We start from the raw sequence: 13,999 nt of genomic DNA, 5'->3' as shown, positions 1-13,999 counted from the left end.
AGGGCGTCGGAGCGGAGGAGGACGGTCGGGCTTCACAGCGATAGTTTGGCCCAAGCCGGGCGCCCGTGGTGTGAGGGCAGCGGCTTGCCGATGTCGATGCCGGGCGCGTACCTTGATGCCACGCCAAGGAGTTGCCCCATGCGCCGCCTGCCCTGGGTGGGCCTGCCCACCGACAGCACCGTGCTCGGCCATCATCGTTTCGCGGTGGCCGGGGAAAAGTATGTGCGTGCGTTGGTTGACGCTGCGCAGGCAACACCGCTGGTGCTGCCGAGTCTGCAGCCGCTGCTGCCGGCGCGCGATTGGCTGCAGGGCCTGGATGGCCTGCTGCTGACCGGCGCGGTCAGCAACATCGAGCCGCAGCATTACGAAGGGGGCCGCACCTGGAACGGCAACTGTCATGACCCGGCGCGCGACGCCACTGCGTTCGCCCTGCTGCGCGAGGCGCTGGCGATGGATCTACCCGTGCTGGCGATCTGCCGCGGATTCCAGGAATTGAATGTGGCGCTCGGTGGCACGCTGCATCCGCAGGTACATGCAGTGCCTGGCCTGGCCGACCATCGCGAAGATCCACAGGCGCCGGTGGAGGTGCAGTATGGGCCGGCCCACGCGATCACCCTGGCCGATGGGGGTTGGCTGGCGCAGTGGTGTGCCGCCGATCGGGTGCAGGTCAATTCGGTGCACGGGCAGGGCATCGCGCAGGTCGCCGACGACCTGCAGATCGAGGCCTGGGCCGATGATGGCCTGGTCGAAGCAGCGCGCAGCCCGCGCCATCGATTCGTGCTCGGCGTACAGTGGCACCCGGAGTGGCGTGTCATGCAGACGCCGTTCTATCACGCTATTTTCCGTGCGTTCGGCCAAGCTTGCCGGCAGCACCAACAGAATCGACTGGAATCCCCATGAGTTCCCGAACGCGCCCGCGCAAGACGGCCACGCCCCCGCCCCCGCAGGAAAGCAGCCTGCTGCGTTGGTTGAAGGAGCGGCGCATCACCGAGGTCGAATGCCTGGTTCCAGACATCACCGGCAATGCGCGCGGCAAGATCATCCCGGCCGACAAGTTCTCGCACGATTACGGCACGCGCCTGCCCGAAGGCATCTTCGCGACCACCGTCACCGGTGAATTTCCGGACGATTACTACGACCTGACCTCGCCGTCGGACTCGGACATGATCCTGCGCCCCGACCCCGACACCGTGCGCATGGTGCCGTGGGCGACCGACCCGACCGCGCAGGTCATCCATGACTGCTACACCAAGAACGGCGAGCCGCATGAGCTGGCGCCGCGCAACGTGCTGCGGCGGGTGCTGGATGCCTATACCGAGCTCGGCCTGCGACCGGTGGTCGCGCCCGAGCTGGAATTCTTCCTGGTGCAGAAGAACACCGATCCCGATTTCCCGCTGCTGCCCCCGGCGGGCCGCTCCGGTCGCCCGGAGACGGCGCGGCAGTCGTACTCGATCGACGCGGTCAACGAGTTCGATCCGATCCTCGACCTGATGTATGACTACTGCGATGCGATGAAGCTGGACGTGGATACGCTGATCCACGAATCCGGCGCGGCGCAGCTGGAGGTCAACTTCACCCACGCCAATGCGATGGACCTGGCCGACCAGGTGTTCCTGTTCAAGCGCACCATGCGCGAATCGGCGATGCGCCATGGGGTGTATGCCACCTTCCTGGCCAAGCCGATGGAGAACGAGCCGGGCAGTGCGATGCACATCCACCAGAGCCTGCTGCGCATCAGCGACGGCCAGAACGTGTTCACCGGCGAGCATGGTGGTGAGGATTTCAGTCCGCTGTTCGCCCATTACCTGGCCGGCCTGCAGAAATATGTGCCGATGGCCATGGCGTTCTTCGCGCCGAACGTGAATTCCTACCGGCGCCTGGTGTTCGGCGAGGTCTCGCCGAGCAACGTGCACTGGGGCTTCGACAACCGCACCTGCGGCCTGCGGGTGCCGCTGGATACGCCGGAGAACATGCGGGTGGAAAGCCGCTTTGCCGGCTCCGATGCCAACCCTTACCTGGCGATGGCCGCGACCCTGGCCTGTGGCCTGCTCGGCATCCGTGAGCGCCTGGCGCCGGATGCGCCGGTGACCGGCAGCGCCAAGGAACTGGGCTACGACCTGCCGCGTTCGCTGGGTGAAGCGCTGGATGGGCTGGAGCAGTGCAGCGAGCTGCAGGCGCTGCTCGGCGAGCGCTTCTGCCGCGCCTACACCTCGGTCAAGCGCAAGGAATACGAGACCTTCTTCCGCGTGATCAGTTCGTGGGAGCGCGAGTTCCTGCTGCTGAACGTGTGAAGGCCGCGAATAGAAAAATCCGTCGCCGGGGGGTAGGCTGGCACCCGTCGCCGGCCCGGCCGGCCCCCCTTTCCGCATTCTGGAGCACCCGATGAAGCTGCGTATCCTCACGCTCGGCCTGGCCTCCGCCATGCTTGCCGCCTGTGGCGGCGGCAACGGCGGCGGACAGGACAGCCAGGTCCTGAACGTCTACAACTACAGCGACTACATCGCCGAAGACACCATCCCCAACTTCGAGAAGCAGAGCGGGATCAAGGTCACCTACGATGTGTTCGACAGTGACGAGATGGTCGAGACCAAGCTGCTGGCCGGCAACAGCGGCTACGACGTGGTGGTGCCGACGCTGAACTTCTTCGGCCGGCAGATCCAGGCCGGCGTGTTCCTGCCGCTGGACAAGTCGAAGATCCCGAACCTGGCCAACCTCGACCCGGCGGTGATGAAGCGCATCGCCACCCAGGATCCGGGCAACCAGTACGGTGTGCCCTACATGATCGGTACCACCGGCATCGGCTACAACGTGGACATGCTGAAGGAGCGCTTCGGTGGCAGCACCGACATCGCAAACAGCTGGGACCTGGTGTTCAAGCCGGAAAACATCAGCAAGATGAAGGACTGCGGCGTGACCATCCTGGACACGCCGGCGGACATGATTCCGATCGCGCTGCACTACCTGGGCCTGGATCCGCACAGCGGCGATCCGGCCGACCTGCAGAAGGCGGCGGACCTGCTGAAGTCGATCCGCCCGTACGTGCAGAACTTCCACTCCTCGCAGTACGTGGGCTCGCTGGCCAATGGCGGCACCTGCCTGGTGGTGGGCTGGTCGGGTGACATCATCCAGGCCCGCGACCGTGCGGCCGAGGCCAGCAATGGCGTGCACGTGGCCTATTCGATCCCGAAGGAAGGCGCGCCGCAGTGGTTCGACATGCTGGCCATCCCGAAGGATGCCAAGCACCCGGAAGCGGCCTACGCGTTCATCAACTACCTGCTGGAACCGAAGGTGGCCGCGGCCAACACCAACTTCATCCACTACGGCAACCCGGTGCCGACCGCGACCCCGCTGGTGGACGAGGCGATCCGCACCGACCCGACCATCTACCCGCCGGCCGACGTGGCGGCGAAGATGTTCACCTATTCGATCAACACGCCGGAGACCGACAAGCTCTACACCCGGCTGTGGACCGAGGTGAAGACCGGCAGGTAAGCGGTCCTGCCCGCTGGAAGAAAGTGGTAGCGCCGGGCCATGCCCGGCGGATGGCCTCAGCCCTTCCCGGAAGCGGCACCACCGGCCCGGCCAAGGTGCCGCAGGATGGCGGGCAACAGGTCGCGCGCGTCGCGACCGCCGTTGCACAGGAAGGATGAGCTCATCCGCTGCAGGTTGTGCATGCCGATGAAGAACAGGCCAGGCTGCGGGGAGACACCGAACTCGCCGAGCGGATAACCGTGTTCGTCCAGCACGCCGTCAACATCCAGCCATGGCCATTCGGCGACGAAGCCCGTGGCGAGGACAACCGAGCGGATGCCGGCAGCGTTCAGATCCAGTTTGCGCGGCGAGGCGTCCGGCTCCCAGTGCAGGTACACCTCTTCGGGAATGTAGCGGGCGTCGTCGGTGCGCGGTTCGGGCCGCGTGGCGTAGTACCCGCTTGCCAGTGAATCGAGATAGGCGTACTCGGCGCGCGTTGCCTCGACCGCGGTGCGCAGCTGTGGGCGGACATCGGCGAAGCGGGCGATGTCCGCGTCCAAGCCCTGCAGGCGGCCCAGCAGCGTGATGCCCTCGCGATGCATCGACAGCAGGCTGATCGAGCTGCCCAGGCCTGCGCGTCCCTTGCCGGAAATCAGCGGGAACTCTGCGGTCCGGGCCTTGCGCAGCGCGTCCGGCTCCCCGGCGAGTACCCCGGCCGATTCACTCACATGCTGGTGGATGCGTCCGGCCATGTCCCACCAGGTCATCGAATCCTTGCCGCGCAGCCGGCGCGTATGCGAATGGCGCTCGGCCAGCGACCAATACACGTTGCGGCCGCTGGCGCGGAGATCCTGGGCGATCTGCGCGCCGGACTGGCCGCCGCCGATGACCAGCACCGCGCCATCGGGAAGCTGCCCAGCATTGCGGTAGTTGCTGGAGTGCAGTACCGCCAGTGCCGGCCCGGGCACAAAGGGAACGCGGGGCATCCGGGGACGGCCGTATTCGCCGGTGGCCACCACCACCGCAGCGGCCTGGATCGGTCCGCGGCTGGATTCGATGGCGTAGCCGCCCGCCTTGGGCGTGACACGCAGGACCGCGCAGCCTTCGTGGATCGGCAGTAACCTTTCGCTGGCATAGTCGCGTAGCTGCTGGATCACTTCCGGTGCGGCCATGAAGCCATCCGGGTGGTCGCCGGCATAGGCGTGGCCATGCAGGGCCATCGTCGCGTTGGCGGTGTTGGTCTGGAACGAATCCCAGCGGCGCTTCCAGCTGGCACCCACGGCCTCGGCCTCCAGTACCCGATGCTTGATGCCGGCCTCCTGCAGGGCCGCGCTGAGTGACAGCCCTGCCTGGCCGGCGCCGATGATCACGACGTCACGCGGCGTAGATGCGGACGGGCAGCAGGGGAGAACCGGTGATGATTTGGAGTGGGCCATGTCGGATTCACTTGAGGGTCGAGGTGATTCCCCAATGACAGCGCGTGCCGGGTCAATGATTTCCGCTCTGAAAAACGTTGCATCTGCATGGATTGGCCACGGACCAAGGCGAAGGCGTTGGTCGCCGGGCGTCGGTGCCGTTGCACCAACGGGCCATTGGCGACAAGCCGGTGGTCGGGTCTCACGCTGATGCGATCGCCACGTTCACTCCGCGTCGGCGCCGCCTGCCCTACCTTCCCGTACGGCACTGACCACCGCCACGAGACGATGACCGAACAGCCCCAGCGCGACGACAGCGCCCACGATGATGAAAACGAGCGGCGGAAGGAGCACGCCAAGCCCTCACCGCTGAAGAACCCCAAGGTCCGGTGGATGCTGGCGATCATCGGCATCCTCGTCGTGCTGGTGCTGATCGCTTGGCTGGCCTATCACCTCCTGGTCGGCCGCTACCTGCAGGACACCAACAACGCCTACCTGCAGGCCGACGCGGTGGCGGTCGCCCCGCGCATCAACGGCTACGTCACCGAGGTGCTGGTGCAGGACAACCAGTGGGTCAAGGCCGGCGAACCGCTGCTGCGCATCGACCCGCGCACCTACCGCGCCACCCTGGACCAGGCCGAGGCGGTGATCGCCGTGCGCGAGGCCGATATCGCGGCCGCCGCCGCCGGCGTGCAGGGCCAGCAGTCCAGCCTGCTGCAGGCCCGCACCCAACTCACCGCTGCCACCGCCTCGCTGCGATTCGGCAAGGCCGAGCTGGCCCGCTTCACCCCGTTGGCTGCCAGCGGTGCCGACACCCACGAACACGTGGAAAGCCTGCGCCACGACGTCGAACGTGCACAGGCCCAGTACGATGCGGCCAGGGCGCAGATCCAGGGCGCGCAGAGCCAGATCGAAGCCAGCCAGGCGCAACTGGAACAGGCCCAGGCCGGCCTGAAGCAGGCCCAGGCCGATGCCGCGCAGGCGCGGGTCGCCTTCGAGGACACCGAGCTTCGCGCGCGCATCGACGGCCGGGTCGGCAACAAGACCGTACAGGTGGGACAGTTCGTCGCTGCCGGCACCCGCACCATGACCATCGTGCCGGTCGAGTCGCTGTACCTGAGCGCCAACTTCAAGGAAACCCAGGTGGGTCTGATGCGTGCCGGACAGCCGGCCGAGATCAAGGTCGATGCACTGCCGGGCACTACCCTGCACGGCACTGTGGAGAGCATCTCGCCCGGCACCGGCTCGCAGTTCGCGCTGCTGCCGCCGCAGAACGCCACCGGCAATTTCACCAAGGTCGTGCAGCGCGTGCCGGTGCGCATCCGGGTGGACGCCGGTGCCGAGGCGCGCAAGGTGCTGGTGCCGGGCATGTCGGTGGAAGTGACCGTGGACACCCGCAACGCCAAGGACGCGCGTGAGCGCACCCGGGACGAGGCCGAGGCCACGGCCGCGCCGGCGCGATGAATGCCACCACTGCCTCCGCAGCGCCCGCCGCCGAAGGCAAGGCCGATGCCGGTGCGTGGCTGGCCGTGGCGGCCGGCACCATCGGCTCGTTCATGGCCACGCTGGACATCTCCATCGTCAACGCGGCACTGCCCACCATCCAGGGCGAGGTCGGCGCCAGCGGCACCGAAGGCACCTGGATCTCCACTGCCTTCCTGGTCTCGGAAATCGTCATGATTCCGCTGACCGGCTGGTTCGTGCGCACGTTGGGCCTGCGCACGTTCCTGCTGATCTGCGCCACGCTGTTCACCGCATTCTCGGTGATGTGCGGCCTGGCCGATTCGCTGCCGATGATGATCGCCGGCCGGGTAGGGCAGGGCTTTGCCGGCGGTGCGCTGATCCCTACTGCGCTGACCATCGTCGGCACGCGCTTGCCGCCGAAACAGCAGCCGCTGGGCACCGCGCTGTTCGGCATGACCGTCATTCTCGGCCCGGTGATCGGCCCGCTGCTGGGCGGCTGGTTGACCGAGAACGTCAGCTGGCACTACGCCTTCTTCATCAACGTGCCCATCTGCGCTGGCCTGGTTGCCTTGCTTCTGCTGGGCCTGCCGCATGAGAAATCGAACTGGGTCGGGCTGCTGCGCGCCGACTGGCTGGGCATCGTCGGCATGACCGCCGGCCTGTCCGCGCTTACCGTGGTACTGGAAGACGGCCAGCGCGAGCGCTGGTTCGAATCGAGCATGATCGTAGTGCTCAGCATCGTCTCGCTGCTGGGGTTCGCGCTGCTGGCGCTCTCGCAGTTCATCAGCAAGGAGCCGGTCATCCGCCTCAACATCCTTTTCCAGCGCAGTTTCGGCGCGGTGTTCGTGATGGTGATGGCGGTGGGCATGATCCTGTTCGGGGTCATGTACATGATCCCGCAGTTCCTGGCGATCATCGCCGGCTACAACACCGAACAGGCCGGTTACGTGCTGCTGCTGGCCGGCCTGCCGACCATCCTGCTGATGCCGTTGATGCCGAAGATGCTGGAAACGGTGGACGTGCGCATCATGGTGTTTGGCGGGATGCTGTGCTTTGCCGCCGCCTGCTTCGTCAATCTGGGCCTGACCCCGGACAGCATCGGCCCGCACTTTGTCATCGGCCAGCTGTTGCAGGGCTGCGGGCTGGCGCTGGCGATGATGGCGCTGAACCAGGCCGCCATCACCTCGGTGCCGCGCGAATACACCAGCGATGCCTCGGGCCTGTTCAACGCCGCGCGCAATCTGGGTGGTTCGATCGGCCTGGCCATCATCTCCACCTTCCAGGAGCGTCGCGCCACATTGCACGTCGATGCCATCGGCAGCAGCGTTACCGCCAATTCGACCGTGGCCCAGGATGCGCTGCATGCTTACGGCCAACAGCTCGGCGACGTCACGCAGGCGCTGGCTGTGCTGGCGCAGACCGTGCAGATGCAGGCAATGGTGATGGCCTACAACGACCTGTTCTGGATCTTCGGCCTGATCGTGGTGGCGACCCTGCCACTGGTGTTCCTGCTCAAGCCCCTGCCCAAGGGCGTTCCATTGGCGATGCACTGATGACTTCGACGACCTTGCCCCTTTTCCCGGCCCTGTCCCTTCGCCTGCGCCGCCTGTGGCCAGCCACGGTGCCGCTGCTGCTGGCCGGTTGCATGCTGGGGCCGGATTACGTGAAGCCGGACGTTGCCGGCAATGCCACCGCACAGGCACGGCTGCCGCGCGCCGCGCAGGCTGACGTGCAGCCGGCCACGCCACCCAGCCAGTGGTGGCGCGCGCTGAATGATCCGCTGCTGGACCAGCTGGTGGACGAGGCGCTGCGCAACAGCCCCAACCTGCGTGCGGCCCAGGCCAAGCTGCTGGCCTCGCGCGCGCTGCAGCGCCAGCGTCGCGCCGAGCAGCTGCCCAAGGTGGGGGCAGTGGCCGGCTACGCCAACGTCACCGCGCCCGATTCCCTGGAAAACAGCGTACGTGGCCTTGGCGAGAACATCGCCGGCGTGGCCGAGGCCAACGGCCGCCCTCAGGAAGCCGCGCAGCTGCGCCAGCAGTTCGCTGATATCGATCTTGATACCGAACTGTACGTGGCCGGCTTCGACGCCAGCTGGGAACTGGACCTGTTCGGGCGCCGGCGCCGCGCAGCCGAGCAGGCCGCCGCCGAGGCCGAGGCCAACGCGGCAGCACTGGCCGACGCACAGGTGCAGCTGGCCGCCGAGTTGACCCAGGTCTACCTGGGCTACCGCAGCAGCCGCGAGCGTATCGCCCTGGCCGAACACAACCTCCGCGCCGCCGATGAAAGCCTGCAGCTGACCCGCCAGCGCCGCCAGCGCGGCGCAGATTCGGACCTTCAGGTGGAACGGGCGCAGGCCCAGCTGCAACAGCAGCAGGCCGCGCTGCCGTCACTGCAGGCACTGGCCGATGAGGCGCGCGATGTGCTGGCCCTGATGGTTGGCCGCGAGCCCGGTGCACTGGATGCGCGGCTGGCGGCGGACCAGCCGCTGCCAGCGCTGCCGGCCCGCGTGCCGGTGGATGATGCGGGCGCGCTTATCCAGCGCCGGCCGGATGTACGCAAGGCCGAGCGCGAGCTGGCAGCTTCGTCGGCGCAGATCGGCCAGGCTCTCTCGGCGTACTTTCCGCAGGTGACGCTGTTGGGCAGCATCGGCGCCGGAGCCACCTCGCTGTCCGACCTGGGGCGGGATTCGGCGGCCACGATCGTTGCTCCGTTCCTGCGCTGGTCGCTGTTGGATTTCGGCGTGAACAAGGCCCGTGTAGCGCAGGCCCGGGCGGGCAACGAGGCCAGGCTGGCGGCCTACGAGGGCACGGTGCTGGCGGCGCTGCAGGATGCGAACACGGCGCTGGCGCGGTTCGGCGCTGCGCGGCAGCAGTTGCAGGCCAGTGTCCGCGCCGAGGCCTCGGCCGACCGCTCGCTGGGCCTTATGCGCCAGCGTCGGCAGGCTGGGGCGACCTCGCAGATCGACCTGCTGGACGTGCAGCGCCAGCGCCTGCAGGCCCAGGATGCCGCCGCACAGGCGCGCCTGCAGCTGCTGGTGCGCTATGTGGCCCTGCAGAAGAGCCTGGGCCTGGGCTGGCAGGAGGCGCCGCCGGTGGCCATCCGCTGATTGCCCCGATGGCATGGCGAGGCGGCCGCCCGCCACAGCCCGTCATATCCCCTGCGGCCCCCGGCCGTTAGAATGGCGGCCGCTGTCCACCGCCCGCTCCCGGAGCCCCCATGCCCGTTGAAGCCCAGCCGGAAGCCGCCGTCGTCGAAGCGACCGGTGTGCCCGGCTATCTCTCCATTCGTGATCTGCGCAAGGAATTCGATGGCTTCGTCGCCGTCGACGACGTCAACCTGGACGTCCGCAAGGGCGAGATATTCGCGCTGCTCGGTGGCTCTGGCAGCGGCAAGTCGACCCTGCTGCGCTGCCTGGGCGGCTTCGAGACACCCACCAAGGGCAGCATCACCGTCGATGGCCAGCGGATGGATGCGCTGCCGCCGTACCAGCGGCCGGTCAACATGATGTTCCAGTCCTATGCGCTGTTCCCGCACATGACCGTGGAGCAGAACATCGCCTTCGGCCTGAAGCAGGACGGACTCGGCCGCGAGGCCATCGCCAAGCGCGTGGGCGAGATGCTCGACCTGGTGCAGATGGGCCATCTTGGCAAGCGCAAGCCGCACCAGCTGTCCGGCGGCCAGCAGCAGCGCGTGGCGCTGGCGCGGTCGCTGGCCAAGGGGCCGAAGCTGCTGCTGCTGGACGAGCCGATGGGCGCGCTGGACAAGAAGCTGCGCTCGCAGATGCAGCTGGAGCTGGTCAGCATCATCGAGTCGTCGGGCGTGACCTGCGTGATGGTCACCCACGACCAGGAAGAGGCGATGACCATGGCCACCCGCATCGCGGTGATGGACGCCGGCTGGATCCAGCAGGTCGGCAAGCCCGACGAGGTCTATGAGCAGCCGGCCAATCGCTTCGTCGCCGAGTTCATCGGTTCGGTCAACCTGTTCGACGGGGTGATCGACGAGGACCTGCCCGAATACGTGACCGTGCGTTCCCCGCTGTTCCCGGCGCCGGTCTACATCGCCCACGGCATCACCTGCTACGAAGGGCAGCCGGTCGCGTTCGCGCTGCGCCCGGAGAAGGTGATGATCGGCAAGGACGAGCCGGAAGGGCACACCAACAAGGCGCAGGGCGTGATCGAGGACATCGCCTACTTCGGCAGCCATTCGGTCTACCACGTGCGCCTGCCCAGCGGCGCCAAGGTGCTGGCCAACTTCGCCAACTCGCAGCGCTGGGCCAGTGATGGCCTGACCTGGGGCGACCAGGTGTGGGTGCACTGGCGCGACAACGACGGCGTGGTGCTGACCTCATGAGCGCCGCCGGCCTGAAGCGCTGGCTGCCGGGGCTGCGTGCCACGGTGATCGGCATTCCGTACCTGTGGCTGCTGCTGTTCTTCGCCGTGCCGTTCCTGATCGTGCTGATGATCAGCTTCTCGCACAGCCGGGTCGGCTCGCCGCCGTACACCTGGCTGCTGCAGTACGTCGATGGCGGGTTCTCGCTCAAGCTCAACCTCGAGAACTACCTGGCGCTGTTCCGTGATTCGATCTATGCGCAGGCGTTCCTGAGCTCGATCAAGATCGCCGCGATCTCGACCTTCCTCACCCTGCTGATCGGCTATCCGATGGCCTATGCCATCGCCCGCCTGTCGCCGGCCGCGCGCAACGTGGCGATGATGCTGGTGGTGCTGCCGTCCTGGACCTCGTTCCTGATCCGCGTCTATGCATGGAAAGCGATCCTGGACCGCAACGGCCTGCTCGACCAGTTCCTGCAGTACACCGGCCTGCAGTCGCTGATGACCTCGCTGGGCCTGCCGAAACTGCAGCTGATCGACACCCCGACTGCGGCCTACATCGGTATCGTCTACTGCTATCTGCCGTTCATGGTGCTGCCGCTGTACGCCAACCTGGTCAAGCATGACCACCGTCTGCTGGAAGCAGCCTACGACCTCGGCGCCAAGCCGTGGCAGGCGTTCCTGCGCATCACCCTGCCGCTGTCGAAGGCGGGCATCATCGCCGGCTGCATGCTGGTGATGATCCCGGCGATCGGTGAATTCGTGATTCCGGAAATGCTGGGTGGCTCGGAAACGCTGATGGTTGGCCGACAGCTGTGGAATGAATTCTTCAACAACCGCAACTGGCCGGGCGCCTCGGCAATGGCAGTGGCGATGATTCTGTTGCTGCTGGTGCCGATCCTGCTGTTCAACCGATCCCAGCAGCGGTTGCTGGAAGGGAAGCAGGCATGAGCCCGCGTTCTGCCAAGGGCCTGGGCCTGGGCGTGCTGCTGCTCGGTTTCGCTTTCCTGTACCTGCCGATCCTGCTGTTGATGTTCTATTCGTTCAACAGCTCGCGGTTGGCCATGGTCTGGGCCGGGTTTTCCACCCGTGCCTACAGCGACCTGTTTGCCGACCGCGCGCTGATGGAGGCGATGTGGACCAGCCTGGTGGTCGCGTTCTGGACCGCCTGTACCGCCACCGTGCTCGGCACGCTGGCGGCAATGGTGATGACCCGCTTCAAGCGTTTCCGCGGCAAGCCGTTCTTCGGTGCGCTGGTGACCGCGCCGCTGGTGATGCCGGACGTGATCCTGGGCTTCTCGCTGATGGCGCTGCTGGCCTCGATGGGCGCGATACCGGGCTTCCCGGCGCGCGGCCTGGCCACCATCTGGATCGCCCACGTCACCTTCACCCTGTGCTTCGTCACCGTGGTGGTGTCCTCGCGCCTGCAGGAGATGGACCTGTCGCTGGAAGAAGCGGCGATGGATCTTGGCGCGAGCCGGCTGACCGTGTTCACCCGCATCACCCTGCCGATCATCGCCCCGGCGCTGGTGGCCGGTTGGCTGCTGGCGTTCACCCTGTCGCTGGATGACGTGGTGGTGGCCAGCTTCGTTGCCACACCGGGCTCGACCACGCTGCCGATGAAGGTGTTCGCCTCGGTACGCATGGGCATCAGCCCGAAGATCAACGCGTTGGCCACGCTGCTGGTATCGGCAGTGTCCATCGCCGCGGTGATCGGCTGGTACATCAATGCGCGTGCGGAGAAGCGACGCCAGCGCGACCTGCAGCTGGCCCGCCAGGACAACGGCTGAGCCGCAACATCCGGCTCACGGCGGCCGGCGCACAATGGGGGTCTACCTGATGGAGACCCCCCATGACCGTCGAGATCATCAACCCGGCCACCGGCCAGGTGTCCTACCGCCATGAGCTGATGGATGCCGCTGCCATCGAGCAGCGCCTGCAGGCCGCAGCCGAGGCGTTCCCGCGCTGGGCCGAGCGCTCGCTGCAGGATCGCGGGGCGATCCTCAAGCAGATTGCCGGCCAGCTGCGTGCGCGCTGCGATGACCTGCAGCAGGCCATGACCAGCGAGATGGGCAAGCTGAAGGCCGAGGCCCTGGCCGAAGTGGAAAAGTGCGCGACCACCTGTGAGTTCTATGCCGACCATGCCGCCGATTACCTGAAGCCGCAGCTGATCGACACCGAGGCCCAGCGCAGCTACGTGCGCTATGAGCCGATCGGCTGCGTGTTCGCGGTGATGCCGTGGAATTTCCCGATCTGGCAGGTGTTCCGCTTCCTGGCCCCGGCGTTCATGGCCGGCAACGTGGCGCTGCTCAAGCACGCCAGCAACGTGCCGCAGTGCGCCGACCTGATCCTGGCGGTGTGCCGCGATGGCGGCCTGCCGGACGGTGTGTTCGACGTGCTGCACATCGACAACGACCAGGCTGCCGACGTACTGCGCGATGCACGGGTGAAGGCAGTCACCCTGACCGGCAGCGAGCGGGCTGGGCGCTCCATCGCGTCCAACGCTGGCAGCCAGTTGAAGAAGTCGGTGATGGAGCTGGGCGGCAGCGACGCCTTCGTGGTGCTCGATGATGCCGACCTGGACAAGGCGGTTGCCGCCGCGGTGAAGTCGCGCTTCGACAACAGTGGGCAGACCTGCATTGCCGCCAAGCGCTTCATCGTGGTTGAAGCGGTGGCCGAAGAATTCACCCGGCGCTTCGTCGAGGCCGCGGGCGAGCGTCAGTACGGCGACCCGAACGAGCGCGGCACCACGCTGGCGCCGATGGCCCGTGCCGACCTGCGCGACGAACTGCACAAGCAGGTGCAGGCCAGCGTCGCCAAAGGCGCGCGGGTGCTGATCGGCGGCGAACCGATCGCCGGTTCGCACGCGGGTTACCCGGCCAGCGTGCTCGACCAGGTGGGGCCGGGCATGCCGGCCTATGACGAAGAACTGTTCGGGCCGGTCGCCGCAGTGATCCGGGTCAAGGATGAAGCCGAAGCGCTGCGCGTGGCCAACGACACCCGCTTCGGCCTCGGCGGCAGCGTGTGGACGCGTGACCCGGTGCGTGGCGAGTCCTTCGCCCAGCGCATGGAATGCGGTGCGGCCTTCGTCAACGCCATTGTCAAGAGCGATGCGCGGTTGCCGTTCGGCGGCAGCAAGGAGTCAGGTTTCGGCCGTGAACTGGCCGACCACGGCATCCATGAGTTCATGAACATCAAGACCATCTACGTGGCTTGATTCCCAACGGTAGGGCCGGCCGCTGGCCAGCGGCCGGCACTACCCAAGGCAGGTCATGTGCCACGACCAACGGTCGTGGCCTACCGGTCCGGTGGGTATCG

The 13,999-nt window shown here is 67.0% G+C and carries 11 protein-coding genes; 10 read left to right on the top strand and 1 reads right to left on the bottom strand.

The window, feature by feature from the left end; all coding sequences use genetic code 11:
* The first annotated feature begins 138 nt into the window (after positions 1-138).
* The 3 genes from ACUXVE_RS05350 (at position 139) to ACUXVE_RS05340 (ending at position 3,492) form a co-directional block, all read left to right on the top strand.
* Entirely contained in the window at positions 139-900 is a 762-nt protein-coding gene (locus tag ACUXVE_RS05350; RefSeq protein WP_222390062.1) for a gamma-glutamyl-gamma-aminobutyrate hydrolase family protein, read from the top strand.
* Positions 897-2,291 (top strand): glutamine synthetase family protein, encoded by a 1,395-nt coding sequence (locus tag ACUXVE_RS05345; protein ID WP_025875326.1) that lies wholly within the window; start codon positions 897-899, stop codon positions 2,289-2,291. Before ACUXVE_RS05350 ends, ACUXVE_RS05345 begins: the two co-directional genes overlap by 4 nt.
* 91 nt (positions 2,292-2,382) lie before the next feature.
* Entirely contained in the window at positions 2,383-3,492 is a 1,110-nt protein-coding gene (locus tag ACUXVE_RS05340) for a polyamine ABC transporter substrate-binding protein (RefSeq protein ID WP_222390060.1), read from the top strand.
* Positions 3,493-3,548: 56 nt separating this feature from the next.
* Here ACUXVE_RS05340 and ACUXVE_RS05335 read toward each other — a convergent pair whose 3' ends face one another.
* Positions 3,549-4,907: a flavin-containing monooxygenase gene (locus tag ACUXVE_RS05335; RefSeq protein ID WP_445513957.1), complete on the bottom strand. Its 1,359-nt coding sequence runs from the start codon at positions 4,905-4,907 to the stop codon at positions 3,549-3,551.
* A 267-nt stretch (positions 4,908-5,174) separates the two neighbouring features.
* Between ACUXVE_RS05335 and ACUXVE_RS05330 the strand changes: the two genes are divergently transcribed.
* From ACUXVE_RS05330 to ACUXVE_RS05300, 7 genes are all read left to right on the top strand, one after another.
* The gene (locus ACUXVE_RS05330; RefSeq protein ID WP_222390056.1) at positions 5,175-6,350 is read left to right on the top strand and encodes an HlyD family secretion protein; all 1,176 of its coding nucleotides are present in this window, start codon (positions 5,175-5,177) and stop codon (positions 6,348-6,350) included.
* Positions 6,347-7,903, top strand: coding sequence for a DHA2 family efflux MFS transporter permease subunit (locus tag ACUXVE_RS05325; RefSeq protein ID WP_445513956.1), 1,557 nt, complete (start codon positions 6,347-6,349; stop codon positions 7,901-7,903). The genes ACUXVE_RS05330 and ACUXVE_RS05325 overlap by 4 nt, the downstream gene beginning before the upstream one ends.
* A complete protein-coding gene (locus ACUXVE_RS05320; RefSeq protein WP_445513955.1) occupies positions 7,903-9,456 on the top strand; it encodes an efflux transporter outer membrane subunit in 1,554 nt (517 codons plus the stop codon). The genes ACUXVE_RS05325 and ACUXVE_RS05320 overlap by 1 nt, the downstream gene beginning before the upstream one ends.
* A gap of 110 nt (positions 9,457-9,566) precedes the next feature.
* Positions 9,567-10,703: an ABC transporter ATP-binding protein gene (locus tag ACUXVE_RS05315; protein WP_093817806.1), complete on the top strand. Its 1,137-nt coding sequence runs from the start codon at positions 9,567-9,569 to the stop codon at positions 10,701-10,703.
* On the top strand, positions 10,700-11,632 hold the full coding sequence (locus tag ACUXVE_RS05310; protein ID WP_093817807.1) for an ABC transporter permease subunit: 933 nt from the start codon (positions 10,700-10,702) through the stop codon (positions 11,630-11,632). Before ACUXVE_RS05315 ends, ACUXVE_RS05310 begins: the two co-directional genes overlap by 4 nt.
* Positions 11,629-12,471: an ABC transporter permease subunit gene (locus tag ACUXVE_RS05305; protein ID WP_093817808.1), complete on the top strand. Its 843-nt coding sequence runs from the start codon at positions 11,629-11,631 to the stop codon at positions 12,469-12,471. The genes ACUXVE_RS05310 and ACUXVE_RS05305 overlap by 4 nt, the downstream gene beginning before the upstream one ends.
* A 62-nt stretch (positions 12,472-12,533) precedes the next feature.
* The gene (locus ACUXVE_RS05300; RefSeq protein ID WP_445513954.1) at positions 12,534-13,898 is read left to right on the top strand and encodes an NAD-dependent succinate-semialdehyde dehydrogenase; all 1,365 of its coding nucleotides are present in this window, start codon (positions 12,534-12,536) and stop codon (positions 13,896-13,898) included.
* The last annotated feature ends 101 nt before the right edge of the window (positions 13,899-13,999 follow it).

This window comes from Stenotrophomonas sp. 3(2025) (assembly GCF_052665395.1).
This window is presented reverse-complemented; position numbering and strand designations above follow the sequence as displayed.